This is a genomic window from Nocardioides insulae DSM 17944 (assembly GCF_000422825.1).
GTDB lineage: Bacteria > Actinomycetota > Actinomycetes > Propionibacteriales > Nocardioidaceae > Nocardioides > Nocardioides insulae.
Genome location: NZ_AUGU01000016.1, coordinates 74528 through 90305 on the forward strand (window position 1 = coordinate 74528; position 15778 = coordinate 90305).

A 15778-nucleotide genomic window follows, 5' to 3' on the forward strand; every position below is an offset into this window, starting at 1 on the left:
GGTGTTCATGCGTGGACTCCGGAGGCGAACTTGGGGATGCGGACGGTGACCTTGGTGCCGGCGCCGGGGGCGGTCTCGACGACCAGGCCGAAGTCGTCGCCGAAGGCGTTGCGCAGCCGGCTGTCGACGTTGCCCAGTCCGATGGAGTCGCTGGCGTCGTCGCCGGCGAGCGCCCGGCGTACCTTCTCCGGGTCCTCGCCGATGCCGTCGTCCTCGACCTCGATCACGCACTCCTGCCCGAGGTCGGCGGCGCTGATCCGGATCCGGCCGCCCTGCTGGGTGCCGGAGAGCCCGTGTCGTACGGCGTTCTCGACCAGCGGCTGGAGGCACAGGAACGGGACCGTGGTCGGCAGCACCTCGGGCGCGACGCTGAGCCGCACCCGCAGCCGGTCGCCGAACCGGGCCTGCTCCAGCAGCAGGTAGCGCTCCACGCTGCGCAGTTCCTCGGACAGGGTGGTGAACTCGCCGTGCTTGCGGAAGCTGTAGCGGGTGAAGTCGGCGAACTCCAGGAGCAGATCCCGTGCCCGTTCCGGGTCGGTGCGCACGAAGCTCGCGATCGCGCCCAGCGAGTTGTAGATGAAGTGCGGGCTGATCTGCGCCCGCAGCGCTCGCACCTCGGCCTCCATTAGTCGGCGTCGGGAGGCATCGAGCTCGGCGAGCTCCAGCTGCCCCGAGACCCAGTGGGCGACCTCGTCGGCGGCGCGGGCCAGGCTCGCGGTGGCGTAGGGGCCGAAGACCTGCAGGGTGCCCACCAGCCGCTCCTCGATCACCAGCGGCGACACCACCCCGGCCCGGATCGGGCAGTCCGGCTGGGCACAGGTCAGATCGTCCGGGTCGACCAGCCGGGTGCCGCCGCGCTCCAGCGTCGCGGTCGCGAGCTCGGCTGTCTGCGCCGCGTGGTGCCCCGACCCCGCACCGTCCCAGGCGAGCAGTCGGTCCCCATCGGTCAGCGCCACCGCCGGCGTCCCGAGCAGGGTACGCAGGTGCCGGATCGATCGCTCCGCGCTCTCGACGGTCAGCCCCTCCCGGAGCGCCGGGCTCGCCAAGGACGCGGTGTGAAGGGTCCGGAACGTCGCCCGGTCCGCCTCACTTCCCAGATGGGTACGCCGCCACGGCCGCCGCAGTGCCACGGATCACACCCTAAGGGTGCCGCGACCTCCCGGCGCGACGCCGCGACCACGCCTCGGCGCGGGCGTCATGCCGATCCACCAGATGGTGTCCCTCGCTGCACGCCGCTCGGCCGAGACCGAGGTTAGGGTGAGTCATGCGCCTGGTGCGGAGGCTGTTCATCGGCGTGCTGGGGGTCGCTGCCCTCCTCACGGCCGTCTTCCTGGTGGGGATGCGGCGGAAGTCGCCGTGGCTGCTGGAGCGGTTCACCCGGTTCCAGCGGGACGTGGGGCGGAAGTGGGACCTCGAGACCGGCGGCACGCAGGGGAGGAAGACCGGGCTGATCCACCACGTCGGCCGCCGCAGCGGTACGCCGTACGTGACGCCGATCGGTCCGCACCCGGCGCCGGGCGGATACGTGATCAATCTGCCCTACACCTCACGCTCCGACTGGGCACGCAACGTGCTCGCCGCTGGGGAGGCCACCCTCGACCTGGACGGGCGCAGCCACCGGCTGACCGAGCCCCGGATCATCTCCGCCGACGAGGCCCTACCGCTGCTGCCCCGCGGCGAACAGGTCGTCGCCAGGCTCTTCGACGTCCGGGAGTTCCTCCGGGTGACCGTCGCCGACTGAGGCCGACCCGGTTCCAGCGCTGGTGACTCATGAGTGCGGGATGAGGTCGAAGGGACGTTCATCGATCGGACACTGACATGTCACGTCTCGGGGGTGTTGCGGACGCCTGGGGACGGTGGGTTACGCGGTGGTCCTGTCCCCAACCCCCCTTCCAGGAGCCCCCCATGTCCGCATCTCGCCGCGCCCTGCTCAGCGGCGGAGCAGCAGCCGGCCTCGGCCTCGCCGTGGCCGGAGCCGTGCCCTCCCTGGCCGAGGCCAGCCCCGCCGGCCGTCACCGCAACCGTGGCCAGCACACCGTCCGGCCCGACGGCGACCGCTCGCCGGTGGCGCGTGTGGCCAAGCCGTTCCCTCCGCTCGTCGACGACCCGGACGGCATCCTCGCCCTGGCCGACGGCTTCAGTTACGCGATCGTCACCACCGCCGGGGTGACGTCCCTCGACAGTGGCGAGAAGACGCCGGGCGCGCACGACGGCAACGCGGTCTTCTCCTCGCGCGGTCGCTACCGGCTGATCCAGAACCACGAGCAGGGTGGCGGCGCGACGTACGGCGTACCCCACCTCGAGGGCACCGTCTACGACCCGGGGGCGCTCGCCGCGGGCGGCTGCACCGTGATCACCACCGACGCCCGCGGGCGCAATCTCGGTGAGTTCGTCGCCATCTCGGGCACCGTCGACAACTGCGCGGGCGGTCCGACGCCGTGGGGCAGTTGGCTCACCTGTGAGGAGACCGAGGACCGCGCCGGCACCACCTGGGAGGGGGAGGACGGCGCCGCCACCGGCACGTACCAGAAGGACCACGGATACGTGTTCGAGGTGTTCCAGGACGGTCGCACCCTGCCCGAGCCGATCAAGGCCTTCGGGCGGTTCGCGCACGAGGCGCTGGCGATCGACGCCGACCGGACGCACGTCTTCCTCTCCGAGGACGCCGACGGGCCGAACGGCCTCTTCTACCGCTGGACCGCCCCGCGCGGCTACCGGCTCCGCGCCGGGATCGCCGAGCAGCTCGGCGACCGGTCGGGCCGGCTCGAGGCGATGCGGATCCACCTCCCCGACGGGTCGATCCTCCCCGACGTGGCCTACCTGACCTCTGCCCAGCTGGGGCTGCCGTTCCGGGTCACCTGGGCCGAGGTGCCCGACCGGGACGCGCGCACCACGTCGACCCGCGAGCAGTTCGCGGACGGGGAGATCACCCGGGGCCGGAAGTTCGAGGGGGTGTGGGGCACCGACAAGGGCGTCTACGTCGTGAACTCCTACGCCTGGGAGGACGGCGACCTGCCGGCCGACGCGGTCCCGCACGACGGGATGGTGTGGTTCTACGACTACGAGGAGGAGACCATCTCGCTGGTCACCTACTTCCCGCACCAACTCACCGCCGAGACCGAGGAGGCGGCCGCCTACGACGACCTCACCTTCGACGGTCCCGACAACGTGACGGTCACGCCGTGGGGCTCGCTGGTGCTGGCCGAGGACGGCGTCGGCGCCTCCCACGTGCTCGCGGCGGTGCCCTACGGCCCCGCCCAGGCGATCGCGCGGAACATGCTCAACGACTCCGAGTTCACCGGCCCGGTCTTCAGCGAGGACGGCAAGGTGCTCTTCGTGAACATGCAGGACCCCGGCTACACCCTCGCCATCACCGGACCGTGGGAGCGTTACCTGGGCTGAGCGCGCATCGCGGACCCTCGGCAGCCGACCTCGGTACGCCGTCCCCGGGCGGGCGGCGTACCGAGGTCGGCTCGGCTCCGGGGGTTGTCTGCCCGTGAGGCCGTGAGAACAAGTTGACCGAGCGGAGACGGCTCCATGTCGCAGGCGTTACGCCGGGTGCCGAGTCTGGACGGACATCCTCTCGCGACCCAGGAGTCTCCCGTGAGCATGACCAGCAAGACCTCCACTCGCCTGGCGGGCCAGCAACGCCCGCACCGCACCCGCCGCTGGATCGAGGACTGGCGCCCCGAGGACCCCGAGTTCTGGGCGAACGGCGGGTCGCGGGTCGCCTGGCGGAATCTGGGCTGGTCGGTCTTCGCCGAGCACCTGGGCTTCTCGATCTGGATGATCTGGAGCGTCAGTGCGGCATTCCTGACCCAGGTGGGCTTCGGGTTCAGCACCCAGCAGTTGTTCCTCCTGGTCGCGATCCCGAGCCTCGTTGGGGCACTGCTGCGACTGCCCTACACCTTCGCGGTACCGAAGTTCGGCGGGCGGAACTTCACGGTGTTCTCCGCATCGGCCCTGCTGGTGCCGACCGCCGGATACGCGCTGGCCGTGACCAACTCGGGCACGCCGTTCTGGGCGTTCTGTGTGATCGCGGCGTTCGCCGGCCTGGGTGGTGGCAACTTCGCCTCCTCGATGACCAACATCAACTTCTTCTTCCCGTCCTCGAAGAAGGGCGCCGCGCTCGGGCTCAACGCCGCGGGCGGCAACCTGGGGGTGTCCCTGATCCAGTTCCTGCTGCCGATCATGGTCGGCGGGGCCGGCATGTTCGGGCTGGTGCAGGCCTCCAGCGAGGGCATCCACCTGGAACGGGCGGCCTACGTCTACGCCGCGCTGTGCCTCGTCGCGACCTTCGCCGCCTGGCGCTGGATGGACAACCTGGCCGGCGCCAAGTCCAGCCCGCGGGAGCAGCTCCGCGTCGTACGCAGCAAGCACATCTGGATCATGTCGCTGATCTACATCGGCACCTTCGGCTCGTTCATGGGCTACGCCTCGGCGATGCCGCTGCTGATCAAGCTCAACTTCTGGGTGCCGGACCCGGCCCCGCTCGGCACCGGCATCTACTTCGCCTACTACGCCTTCCTCGGCGCCGGCATCGGCTCGCTGACCAGGCCCTTCGGCGGCTGGCTGGCCGACCGGGTGGGCGGCGCCCGGGTCACCCTCGGCGCGATCCTGGGCATCGTGATCTTCACCCTCGGCGTCGTGTGGACCCTGGGGCAGCTCAGCCCGAACCCGGAGCAGACGGCCTCGATCGCGGCCGACAACCAGTCCTGGTTCCCCCTGTTCCTCACCTTCTTCCTGCTGATCTTCGCCTGCACCGGCATCGGCAACGGGTCGGCGTACACGATGATCCCGGCGATCTTCCGGCGTGAGGTGGAGCTGGAGACCGAGCCCGGCTCGCCGGAGCGGGAGTTCGGACTGGTCGAGGCGACCAAGAAGTCCTCGGCCGCGCTCGGCCTGATCGGCGCGATGGGTGCGCTGGGGGGCTTCCTCATCCCGCTGGCCTTCAGCGCTCCGTGGGTGGACAACGCCCTGTCGGCCACCAAGGGCGCGCTGCTCGGCTTCGTGGTCTACTACCTCCTCTGCGCGGCCCTGTGTGTCGGCTTCTACATCCGGCAATCGGGCGCCTCGGCGAACGGATCCGGGGCGCACGCCTCGGAGCGGGCGCTCACCCGGATCTGACCGCAGTCACCACTCCAGCGAACACTCCAGCAACCCCAGCAGCACTCCAGCCGAATCGAGCGAGATGGCCACCGCGACCCACTGCCCCTATTGCAGCCTCCAGTGCGGCATGACCCTGACCCGTCAGGGCCGGTCGCTGGAGGTCGACGCCCGCGCGATGCCGGCCAACCCGCACAGCCCCATCACCGAAGGAGCCCTGTGTCGCAAGGGCTGGACGGCGGCCGGCCTGCGCGGCCACCGGGAGCGGATCACCACCCCGATGCTGCGCGACCGGGACGTCGGCGGCTGGCGGGCGGCCTCCTGGGACGAAGCGCTCGACCTGATCGCCGACCGGCTCCGGGCGCTGCGGGAGGCGCACGGCCCGGACACCAACGCGGTCTTCGGTGGCGGCGGGCTCACCACCGAGAAGGCCTATCAACTCGGCAAGTTCACCCGGGTCGCGCTCGGCAGCAGCCAGATCGACTACAACGGCCGCTGGTGCATGAGCTCGGCCGCCACCGCGGGCAACCGGGCCTTCGGGCTGGACCGCGGTCTGCCGTTCCCGCTGGCTGACATCGAGGGCACCGACGTGCTCGTGCTGGTCGGGTCCAACCTGGCCGAGACGATGCCGCCCGCGGCCCGTCACCTGGACCGGCTCCGCGAGCGGGGCGGCCGGGTCGTCGTGATCGACCCGCGCCACACCGCGACCGCGGAACGGGCCGACCTGGCGATCCAGCCGGTGCCCGGTACCGACCTCGCCCTCGCGCTGGGGGTGCTCCACCTCCTGGACGCACGCGGGGCGGTGGCGGAGGAGTACGTCGCGGCGCGCACGACCGGCTGGGACGACGTACGCGCCTCCGTCGCCGGCTGGTGGCCCGAGCGGGTCGAGCGAGTCACCGGTGTCGAGGCCACGGTCCTGCGCGAGCTCGCCGACCTGCTCGCCGGTGCGGACCGGGCGATGATCCTGACCGCCCGTGGAGCGGAGCAACAGCGCCAGGGCACCGCCACCGTGCTGGCCTGGATCAACGTCGCGCTCGCCCTCGGTCTCCCGGGCAAGGAGTACGCCGGCTACGGCTGCCTCACCGGGCAGGGCAACGGCCAGGGGGGTCGGGAGCACGGCCAGAAGGCCGACCAGCTGCCCGGCTACCGGATGATCGAGGACCCGGCCGCGCGTGCCCACGTCGCGGGGGTGTGGGGTGTCGATCCCGACAGCCTGCCCGGGAAGGGTCGTAGCGCCTACGAGCTGCTCGACGCGCTCGGCACCCGCTCCGAGGACGGCGACGGGCCGCGCAGCCTGCTCGTCTTCGGCTCCAACATCGTGGTCTCCGCTCCGCGCGCCGAGCACGTGACCGAGCGGCTCGAGGCGCTCGACCTGCTGGTGGTGTGCGACCTGGTGATGAGCGAGACCGCGGCGCTGGCCGACGTGGTCCTACCGGTCACCCAGTGGGCGGAGGAGAGCGGCACGATGACCAACCTGGAGGGCCGGGTCATCCTGCGCGAGCGCGCCATCACCCCGCCGGAGGGGGTGCGCAGCGACCTCGATGTGATCGCCGGCCTCGCGACACGTCTCGGGGCGCCCTCCACCTGGTCCACCGAGCCGGAGGAGATCTTCACCGAGCTCAGGGCCGCCTCGGCCGGCGGTCTCGCCGACTACAGCGGCATCACCTACGACCGGATCCGGGCGGAGGACGGCGTGTTCTGGCCCTGTCCCGACACCGGGGCCGAGGCGCACCCCGGCACCCCGCGGCTGTTCGGCGAGCGGTTCGCCCACCCCGACGGCCGTGCCCGCTTCAAGACCGTGGAGTACGTCGGACCTGCCGAGGAGCCCAGCGCCGACTACCCCGTGCACCTGACCACCGGGCGGGTGCTGGGCCAGTACCAGTCCGGCGCGCAGACCCGACGGATCAAGGAACTGCCCGACGACGGCCCGTTCGTCGAACTCCACCCGCTGCTCGCGGACCGGATCGGAGCGGTCGATGGCGAGGCCCTGATCGTGACCACCCGGCGCGGGACGATGCGCGCTCCCGCGCGGGTGGTCCGCACGATCCGGCCCGACACGGTCTTCGTCCCGTTCCACTGGGTCGGCGCCAACCGGCTCACCAACGACGCCCTCGACCCGAGCTCGCGGATGCCGGAGTTCAAGGTCTGCGCCGCGCGGGTCGAGCTCGCCGTTGAGGTCGCGGCCCCCGCACCGGCCCAACCCGTCGGGGCCACCCGATGACCGAGCGGATCGTGGTGGTCGGCCACGGGATGGCAGCGGTCCGACTGGTCGAGGAACTGGTGGCTCGGGGGGTGCACCGCACCGGCCACATCACCGTCCTGGGCGAGGAGCCGCATCCGCCGTACAACCGGATCCTGCTGTCCGCCGTCCTGGAGGGCACCCACCGGCCCGAGGCGATCACGCTGCGCTCGCCCGAGTGGTACGCCGAGCACGGGGTCGAGCTGCGACTGGGCACCCGCGTGGTCGACGTCCACCGGGAGGCCCGCGAGGTCGAACTGGCCGACCGGCAGCTGGTGCCCTACGACCGGCTGGTCCTGGCCACCGGGTCGATCCCGACCCTGCCGCCGATCCGCGGACTGGTCCGGGTGGACGGGCAGTTGCACGAGAAGGTGCACGCGTTCCGCAGTCTGGACGACTGTGCGCGGCTCGAGCGGGCGGTGCCCTCGGCCCGCCGCGCCGTGGTCGTCGGCGGTGGGCTGCTCGGGTTGCAGGTTGCTCGGGCGCTGAGCGTGCGGGGCGTCGAGACCGAGATCGTGGAGGGGGCAGAACACCTTCTCCGCAGCCACGTCGACGAGAAGTCCGGGGCGATCCTGCGGCGCAGCCTCACCCGGCTCGGCACCACCGTCTACACGGGGGCGCGAGCGGTGCGGCTCACCGACGACGGCCTGCGGTTGGACAACGGCTACACCCTGGACAGCGACCTGATCGTGCTCACCGCCGGTGGCCGGCCGAGCATCAACCTCGCCCGCCGGGCGGGACTCTCCACCCGCCGCGGCGTGGTCGTGGAGGACACCCTCGCCTCCGTCGACGACGAGCGGATCCACGCCATCGGCGACTGCGCCGAGCACGACGGCCGGACGACCGGGTTCGTCCCGCCGGCCTGGGAACAGGCCGAGATCCTGGCCGACCGGCTGGCCGGGGGGAGCGCGAACTACGACGGGCACCGGCTGGTGGCCAGGCTGCGGGCGACCGGGCTCGACGTGGCCGTGCTCGGCGACCCCGACCTCACCACCGGACCCGCCCCCGAGGGGGCCGAGGTCGTCGAGGTCGCCAACCCGATCGCCGGCAGCCGGCGGCGGCTGGTGATCCGGGACGGCGTGGTCGTCGCCGCGACCCTGGTGGGCGACCTGTCCCGGATCGGCCTGATCACCCAGGCGTTCGATCGCGGCACCGTGCTCGGTGACCACGAGCCGGGCGCTCTGCTGATGGGGTACGCCGCGGGACCGAGCCCCGACCAGGCCGCCCAGGCGCTGCCCGACGACGCCGAGGTGTGTGCCTGCGCCGGCGTCTCGGCCGGTCGGATCCGTGCCTGCACCTCCGTCGAGGAGGCCCGCGAGACGACCCGCGCCACCACCGGCTGCGGGGGTTGCGCCTCCGTCGTACGCACCCTCATCGAGAATGGCCTGCGCGCGGTGCCGTCCTGACCTGATTCCCCGGTGGCGTCCTCTCGACCGCTCCCGCCCTGCTGCGGGGGCGTGCCGCGTTCTGTCCGGCCCAATGACCTCGCCTTCCCGTCCCGGCTGCCCGGCTGGCCGGGACGGGACCGCGTCCTCGCATTGCCGGACCCCTCGTGCTCGTCCCGGGCCACGCCTGGATCCGCCTCATCGCGGAGCGGGGTGTGAGGCGGTGAGGACAACGACACGTTGGGATTTACACAGCCGTCACGCGGTGCGAACACGCGGTTGAAAGATTCGGTCCCAGCATTCGGAGCAGCGAGAGGAGCGGACCCGATGAAGACTCGTAAGACCATCGTGGTCGCCGGGCACGGCATGGTGGGGCACCGGTTCGTGCAGGCGGCCATCGAGCGCGGCCTCACCGAGACCCACGACATCGTGGTGATCGGCGAGGAGCCGCGGCCGGCCTACGACCGGGTCGCGCTGACCTCGTTCTTCGAGGTGGGGGCCCAGGAGCTCTCGTTCCTGCCCGGCGGCGCCTACGAGGACCCGCGGGTACGACTCGTGCTCGACACCCAGGTCCTCGGGATCGACCGCGCCTCACACAGCGTCGAGCTCAGCAGCGGCGAGCGGATCGGGTACGACGAACTGGTGCTGGCCACCGGTGCGTCGCCGTTCGTGCCGCCGATGCCGGGCCACGACCTGGACGGCACCTTCGTCTACCGGACCATCGAGGACCTCGAGGCGATCCGGGACCGGGCGGCGACCGCTCGCGTCGGCGCGGTGATCGGCGGCGGACTGCTCGGCCTGGAGGCCGCCAACGCGCTGCACCAGCTCGGCGTCCAGACCCACGTGGTCGAGCTCGCCCCCCGGCTGATGGCCGTCCAGATCGACGAGGCCGGCGGTCGCACGCTGACCCGCCACGTCGAAGGACTGGGCCTGACCGTTCACACCGGCGTGATGTCGGAGTGCGTCCAGGGCGAGGACCGGGTGACCGGGCTGAAGTTCAAGGACCATGACGAGGTCCTGCCGCTGGACATGGTGGTCTTCTCCGCCGGCATCCGGCCGCGGGACACCCTCGCCCGGGAGGCCGGACTCGACCTAGCCGAGCGCGGCGGCGTGCTCGTCGACGAGCAGTGCCGCAGCTCCGACCCGCACGTGTGGGCGATCGGTGAGTGCGCGGCCCCGGGCGGCAAGATGTACGGCCTGGTCGCCCCCGGCTACGACATGGCCGAGATCGTGGTCGACGCCCTGCTGGGCGGCCCCGGGGTCTTCGCCGGAGCGGACATGTCCACCAAGCTCAAGCTGCTCGGCGTCGACGTGGCCTCCTTCGGAGACGCCCACGCCACCACCCCCGACAGCCTCGAACTCGTCTACTCCGACGCCGTCGCCGGGGTCTACAAGAAGCTCGTGATCAGCGAGTGCGGCACCAAGCTGCTCGGCGGTGTCCTGGTCGGCGACGCGTCGGCGTACGGACTGCTCCGACCGATGGTCGCCTCCGGGCTGCCGCTGCCGGAGAACCCCGAGGAGCTGATCCTCCCGCAGTCCTCCGGGGCCGGGTTCAGCCTTCCTGCCGAGGCCCAGATCTGCTCGTGCAACAACGTCAGCAAGGGCGAGATCGAGCAGGCGGTCGCGGACGGAGCCGAGTCCCAGGCCGCGGTGACCCAGTGCACCGGCGCGGGCTCGACCTGCGGGTCCTGCAAGACCCAGGTGAAGAAGATCGTCGAGGACTACTTCGCCGCCCAGGGCAAGACGATCGACAAGAGCCTGTGCGAGCACTTCGCGATGACGCGCGCCGAACTGTTCGACGTCGTCCTCGTGCACGGCTACACCCGCTTCGACCAGATCATCGAGGCGCACGGCCGCGGCCGCGGGTGCGACATCTGCAAGCCGGCGATCGCCTCGATCCTGGCCAGCCAGCTGAACGGACACGTGCTCGCCCGGGAGAACCGCACCCTGCAGGACACCAACGACGCCTACCTGGCCAACCTCCAGCGCAACGGCACCTACTCCGTCGTACCCAGGATCCCCGGTGGCGAGATCACTCCGGACAAACTCATCGTGATCGGCGAGGTGGCCCGCGACTTCGATCTCTACACCAAGATCACCGGAGGCCAGCGGATCGACCTGTTCGGTGCCCGGATGGAGGACCTGCCGGCGATCTGGACGCGGCTGGTGGACGCCGGGTTCGAGTCCGGACACGCCTACGGCAAGTCCCTGCGGACCGTGAAGTCGTGCGTCGGCTCGACCTGGTGCCGGTACGGCGTGCAGGACTCCGTCGGCATGGCGATCGAACTGGAACTGCGCTACCGCGGGTTGCGGTCGCCGCACAAGCTCAAGGGCGGCGTCTCCGGATGCGCCCGGGAGTGCGCGGAGGCCCGCGGCAAGGACTTCGGGATCATCGCCACCGAGAAGGGCTGGAACCTCTACGTGTGCGGCAACGGTGGTGCCAACCCCGCCCACGCCCAGCTGCTGGCCGGGGACCTCGACGGGGAGACCCTGATCCGCTACCTCGACCGGTTCCTCATGTACTACATCCGCACCGCCGACCGGCTCCAGCGCACCTCCACCTGGCTCGACTCGGTCGAGGGCGGGCTGGACCGGGTCCGCGAGATCGTCGTGGAGGACGCACTCGGGCTCGGGAGTGAGCTCGAGGCCGCGATGGCCGCCCACATCGACACCTACGTCGACGAGTGGAAGGCGACCCTGGAGGACCCGGAGAAGCTCGGCCGGTTCGTCTCCTTCGTCAACGCCCCCGACACCCCGGATCCGCACATCACCTTCCGTGAGGAGCGGGCGATGCCGGTGCCGGCCGAGCCGACCGGGCCGGTCTCCCTCGGGGCCAGCATCCCGGTGGGTGCGCCGGTCACCGGTCAGGTGGAGGGCGCTCGATGAGCAGCAAGGTCACCGAGCCGACCCGGGTGTGTGAGCTGGAGCAGATCGACCGCGAGAGCGGCGTGACCGCCCTGGTCCACGGCCGCGCCGTGGCGATCTTCCGCACCCACGACGACCGGGTCTATGCGCTGTCCAACTACGATCCGTTCGGCAAGGCATCGGTCCTGGCCCGAGGGATCGTCGGCACTCGTACTGTGGACGGGGACGAGGTGCCGTTCGTCGCCTCGCCCCTGCACAAGCAGGCCTTCGACCTGCGGACCGGTCGGTGCCTGGACCACCCCGACGTGCGGGTGTCGGCGTACGAAGTGATCATCAGTGAGGGCGCGGTCCTCGTGGGAGGTGTCAAGGAGCAGCGGTGAACGGCCAGGAACACACCGAGGATCCCCGCGACCCGGGGACGACCCCCGCCGAGGCCACCAGCGGGCCGGCGGGCCAGGGCCCGCTGGCCGGTTTCCGGATCGGCATCACCGCGGCCCGCAAGGTGGAGGAGCAGATCGCGCTGCTGGAGCGGCGCGGCGCCGAGACGGTCTGGGGCCCCGCCCTGTCCACCGACCCCAACGTCGTGGACGACGCGTCCCTGCGTGCCGCCACCGACGAGGTGCTGGCGGCGCCGGTGGACCTCTTCCTCGCCACCACCGGGATCGGGCTGCGCACCTGGTTCGACCGGGCCGAGGCCTGGGGGATGCTCGACAAGCTGGTCGGTCACCTCGAGCAGGCGCAGATCCTCGCCCGCGGACCGAAGAGCGTCGGTGCGCTGCGCCGGCGCGGCCTGCGCGAGCTGTGGGCGCCCGAGTCGGAGTCCTTCGACGACGTCCTGGGCTTCCTGCGGGGCCGCGACCTCACCGGCCAGCGCATCGTCGTCCAGGAGCACGGGCAGTCGCTGTCCATGGTCGCGCACGCCCTGCGCCGTCAGGGGGCGACCGTCACCACCGTGTCGGTCTACCGGGTGCGGGCGGTCGACGATCCCGGGCCCCTGTTCGGGCTGATCGAGGAGATCGCCGCCTACCGGGTCGACGCCGTCACCTTCACCGCCGCGCCCGCCGTCGCCGCTCTGATGGAGGCGGCCGGGTCGGTCGGGAGGCGGGACGACGTGGTGAGCGCCTTCCAGGCCGACGTCGTCGCCGTGTGCGTCGGACCGGTCACGGCCGCCGCCTTCGAGATGTACGGCGTCCCCACGATGTTCCCCGACCGGTCCCGCCTCGGCGCGATGATCAAGCAGCTCGAGGTCGAACTGCCCTCGCGCCGCGCCGGGCTCTCCATCGACCTCGCCACCGGACAACAGCTGCTGCTGCACGGCGACGACGTCCTGCTCGACGGAGCCGAGGTCAAGCTCTCCCCGGCTCCCGCCGCCGTACTCCAGGAGCTCGTCGCCCAACCCGGCAACGTCGTCTCCCGCCCCGCGCTCCTCGCCGCCCTGCCCTCGGGCACGGCCGGTTCGGAGCACGCCGTCGAGATGGCCGTCGCCCGACTCCGATCCGCGCTGGGCACCAAGAGCATCCAGACGGTGGTCAAGCGCGGCTACCGCCTGGCCGTGGATCGCTGATCCGCCCGCACCACCGGACCCGTCCTCCCGCAGTCACACCGTGGTGACCGTGGCCCACCAGCCCCGAGGAACCCGCCATGACCAGACTCGTCACCATCGCCCACGGCACCCGCCTGGCCTACGGCAACACCGTCGCGTCCGAACTCACCCGCGCCGCGGGGGAGCGGCTGGGGATCGAGGCCGTGACGTCGTACGTGGAACTGTGCTCGCCGCTGGTCACCGACGTGCTCGGCCCCGCCTGGCCCGGTGCGGAGGCGCCGACCGTGGCGGTGCCGCTGCTGCTCTCGACCGGCCACCACGTACGACATGACCTGCCGGCCGCCGTTGCCACGTCGTACGGCCCGGTCAGGCTGGGCGGACCGCTCGGCCCCGACCCGTTGCTCGCCCACGCGATGGTCGCCCGCCTGCGGACGGCGGGCGCGCGACCCGGCCAGCCGGTCGTGATGGTGGCCGCCGGCTCCCGGGACCCCCGCGCGACCGCCGATCTCGACGCGGCCGCGGCTCTCCTCGCCGGCGTCTGGGGCACTCCGGTGCGCTGGGCAGCGCTCGCGGGGCTGGGGAGGCGTCCCGCCGAGGTGATCCGCCCGGGCGACGCGGTGGCGTCCTACCTGCTCGCGCCGGGGTACTTCGCCGACCGGGCCCGGAGCGAGTCGCTTGCCGCGGGTGCTGGCGTCGTCTCGGACGTCCTCGGCACCCACCCGCTGCTGGTCGACCTGCTGGTGACGCGGACCGAGTCTCTCCTGGCCGCCGGCGACAGGATGGCGGGGAGCCTGCTCAGCGGAAGTCGAAGAGGATGATGCCGGTGTCGTCGTCCGGGCCGAAGGTGCGGTCGACCGGTTCGGTGAGGACCCGCGGGATCCGGTCGGCGGTGTCGGTCACGATCCGAGGCAGCCGCTCGGCGGTGTCGGTCCGGCTGTCGGCGAACAGCGGCCGGTCGAAGTAGGCGGAATCGGTGACGACCCGGGCGACCGCGTCGACATCGTCATCGCCGTCCTCACCGCTGCCGGCGGTGGCCGAGGAGTCGGGTGGCGCGGCCGGCTCGGGATCGGGGGTCCGCAGCACCTGGGCCAGGGGCAGGAACGAGGCGCGGTAGCAGGCCGCGTGGAAGGGCAGCTGCATGCCGTCCATACCGCGGCCGAAGGCGTCGTAGAAGGCCAGCACGTCCTCGACCCGGGCGTCCTGGGCCGCCGTGTCGAGGGAAGCGATGTTGGAGCGCGACCGGGCGAGATCCTGGATCGTCTCGCGGTGGACGACGTGCCAGTGCCGGAAGGACCGCTCGTCGATCGCACTGACCATCCCCGACTCGTCCAGCTCGGCGACCAGGTCCTCGCGCTCGGCGTCCTGCTGGCCGAGCAGCCGGCCCAGGCGGCGGACCCACGGGATCCGGGTGTCGTAGAGGTTCCAGATCAGCGCCACCCGACCGCCCGGCTTGAGCACGCGGCCGATCTCCGGGAGCGCCAGCTCCAGGTCGAACCAGTGGAACGCCTGACCGGCCACGACGGCGTCGTAGGACCGATCGGGCACCGGGATCTGCTCGGCGGTGCCGACGGTGGCCCGGACGTCGGGCAACCGGGCGGAGAGGACGTCGAGCATCTGCTCGTCGGGATCGGTCGCGAACACGTCGTGACCCAGCTCCACCAGGGTCGAGGTGAGCTTGCCGGTGCCCGCGCCGAGCTCGAGCACACTGAGCGGTTGGGAGCCGAGCAGCCACTCCACGGCCTCGGTCGGGTAGGCGGGACGGCCGCGCTCGTAGGCGGCCGCCACCGACCCGAAGGAGAGTCGGGGGTCTCGACGCGGGGTACGGGCGGGATCGGTCATCAGTGGCAGATTACCCGCTCGATACGGTGGTTCTCGTGACCTCTGCCCCCCGACCCTCCGCAGATCCGTCGTCCTCCGGTGATCCGCTGTCCGCACTGGTCTCGCTTGAGGGCGTGGCCTCGGCGTACGCCGCCACCCGCGACGGCATCGACGTGATGCTGCGCGACCGGGGGCTCCGGCGTACCTCGCCGGAGACCACCGCGGAGTCGCTGCTCCGCGGGGCCCACGCCAGCGGGGTCCTGGAGGGCTCCTCCTCGACCCTTGCCGAGGTGCGGGAGAGCGGCGGCGACCCGACCGCGCAGGACGCCGTCCGGCTCTCCGCCGAACTGCTCTCGCTGGTGCCGGTGCTGCGCCAGACGCCGCTCCAGGCCTTCGCCCGCCTGCATGCCGTGGCGGGGGCAGGGTCGCTGGAACGCGAGGAGCTGGGGCGCCCTCGTGATGCCGCGAGCGCGGCGCGGCTGCGCGAACTCAGCGGCCACCTCACCCGCCACACCGCGGCCCCTGCCCTGGTGGTCGCCGCCGTTGTCCACGCGGAACTCGCCACCGCGGCACCCTTCCCGTCGCACAACGGGCTCCTCGCCCGCGCCGCCGAGCGGCTGGTGCTCTTCGCCCGGGGGGTGGATGAGAAGTCGCTCGTCGTACCCGAGGCCGGCCACCTGGCGCTGCGAGCGGAGTACGAGTCGAATCTCCGCGCCTACCGGGACGGCGGCCAGGCCGGCGTCCATGCCTGGCTGCTGTACGCCGCCGAGGCCTTCGCGGCCGGCGCGGAGGCCTCACCGCTGCGCCGCGACGCCGGCTGAG

12 protein-coding genes are annotated in these 15778 nt (G+C 72.0%); 10 read left to right on the forward strand and 2 right to left on the reverse strand.

Annotation, left to right across the window (positions count from 1 at the left end; genetic code table 11):
• Window positions 1–5: 5 nt before the first annotated feature.
• The gene (locus G515_RS0108305; RefSeq protein ID WP_028659782.1) at window positions 6–1130 is read right to left on the reverse strand and encodes a sensor histidine kinase; all 1125 of its coding nucleotides are present in this window, start codon (window positions 1128–1130) and stop codon (window positions 6–8) included.
• 134 nt (window positions 1131–1264) lie between these two features.
• Here G515_RS0108305 and G515_RS22625 point away from each other — a divergent pair, with 134 nt between their 5' ends.
• The 9 genes from G515_RS22625 (at window position 1265) to G515_RS0108350 (ending at window position 13956) form a co-directional block, all read left to right on the forward strand.
• Window positions 1265–1741 carry a nitroreductase family deazaflavin-dependent oxidoreductase gene (locus tag G515_RS22625; protein ID WP_051218028.1) on the forward strand — a complete coding sequence of 159 codons (477 nt, stop codon included), beginning with the start codon at window positions 1265–1267 and terminating at the stop codon, window positions 1739–1741.
• Window positions 1742–1905: 164 nt separating this feature from the next.
• A complete protein-coding gene (locus G515_RS0108315; RefSeq protein WP_028659783.1) occupies window positions 1906–3402 on the forward strand; it encodes an alkaline phosphatase PhoX in 1497 nt (498 codons plus the stop codon).
• A 207-nt stretch (window positions 3403–3609) separates the two neighbouring features.
• Window positions 3610–5127, forward strand: coding sequence for an MFS transporter (locus G515_RS20255; protein WP_084653355.1), 1518 nt, complete (start codon window positions 3610–3612; stop codon window positions 5125–5127).
• Between the two features lie 64 nt (window positions 5128–5191).
• Window positions 5192–7327 carry a molybdopterin oxidoreductase family protein gene (locus G515_RS20260; RefSeq protein WP_036554960.1) on the forward strand — a complete coding sequence of 712 codons (2136 nt, stop codon included), beginning with the start codon at window positions 5192–5194 and terminating at the stop codon, window positions 7325–7327.
• Entirely contained in the window at window positions 7324–8751 is a 1428-nt protein-coding gene (locus G515_RS20265) for an FAD-dependent oxidoreductase (RefSeq protein WP_036554962.1), read from the forward strand. Before G515_RS20260 ends, G515_RS20265 begins: the two co-directional genes overlap by 4 nt.
• Window positions 8752–9057: 306 nt before the next feature.
• Complete coding sequence (gene nirB, locus G515_RS0108335; protein WP_036554965.1) at window positions 9058–11616, forward strand: nitrite reductase large subunit NirB; 2559 nt, start codon at window positions 9058–9060, stop codon at window positions 11614–11616.
• Window positions 11613–11975: a nitrite reductase small subunit NirD gene (gene nirD / locus G515_RS0108340; RefSeq protein WP_028659785.1), complete on the forward strand. Its 363-nt coding sequence runs from the start codon at window positions 11613–11615 to the stop codon at window positions 11973–11975. The genes nirB and nirD overlap by 4 nt, the downstream gene beginning before the upstream one ends.
• Complete coding sequence (locus G515_RS0108345; protein ID WP_084653316.1) at window positions 11972–13159, forward strand: uroporphyrinogen-III synthase; 1188 nt, start codon at window positions 11972–11974, stop codon at window positions 13157–13159. Before nirD ends, G515_RS0108345 begins: the two co-directional genes overlap by 4 nt.
• A 77-nt stretch (window positions 13160–13236) precedes the next feature.
• Complete coding sequence (locus G515_RS0108350; RefSeq protein ID WP_051218029.1) at window positions 13237–13956, forward strand: sirohydrochlorin chelatase; 720 nt, start codon at window positions 13237–13239, stop codon at window positions 13954–13956.
• Here the strand turns inward: G515_RS0108350 and G515_RS0108355 are convergent.
• Complete coding sequence (locus G515_RS0108355; protein ID WP_028659788.1) at window positions 13934–14977, reverse strand: class I SAM-dependent methyltransferase; 1044 nt, start codon at window positions 14975–14977, stop codon at window positions 13934–13936. The two genes, G515_RS0108350 and G515_RS0108355, sit on opposite strands and share 23 nt — an antisense overlap.
• Window positions 14978–15012: 35 nt before the next feature.
• Here G515_RS0108355 and G515_RS0108360 point away from each other — a divergent pair, with 35 nt between their 5' ends.
• Window positions 15013–15777: a Fic family protein gene (locus tag G515_RS0108360; RefSeq protein ID WP_036554967.1), complete on the forward strand. Its 765-nt coding sequence runs from the start codon at window positions 15013–15015 to the stop codon at window positions 15775–15777.
• Window position 15778 lies beyond the last annotated feature (1 nt).

Excerpts from the sequence above, each read along its gene's own strand:
- G515_RS20255 (WP_084653355.1), top strand. The coding sequence starts at position 3,610 with ATGACCAGCAAGACCTCCACTCGCCTGGCGGGCCAGCAACGCCCGCAC.
- G515_RS0108355 (WP_028659788.1), bottom strand. The coding sequence starts at position 14,977 with ATGACCGATCCCGCCCGTACCCCGCGTCGAGACCCCCGACTCTCCTTC.
- nirB (WP_036554965.1), top strand. The coding sequence starts at position 9,058 with ATGAAGACTCGTAAGACCATCGTGGTCGCCGGGCACGGCATGGTGGGG.
- G515_RS22625 (WP_051218028.1), top strand. The coding sequence starts at position 1,265 with ATGCGCCTGGTGCGGAGGCTGTTCATCGGCGTGCTGGGGGTCGCTGCC.
- G515_RS20260 (WP_036554960.1), top strand. The coding sequence starts at position 5,192 with ATGGCCACCGCGACCCACTGCCCCTATTGCAGCCTCCAGTGCGGCATG.
- G515_RS20265 (WP_036554962.1), top strand. The coding sequence starts at position 7,324 with ATGACCGAGCGGATCGTGGTGGTCGGCCACGGGATGGCAGCGGTCCGA.
- nirD (WP_028659785.1), top strand. The coding sequence starts at position 11,613 with ATGAGCAGCAAGGTCACCGAGCCGACCCGGGTGTGTGAGCTGGAGCAG.
- G515_RS0108315 (WP_028659783.1), top strand. The coding sequence starts at position 1,906 with ATGTCCGCATCTCGCCGCGCCCTGCTCAGCGGCGGAGCAGCAGCCGGC.
- G515_RS0108350 (WP_051218029.1), top strand. The coding sequence starts at position 13,237 with ATGACCAGACTCGTCACCATCGCCCACGGCACCCGCCTGGCCTACGGC.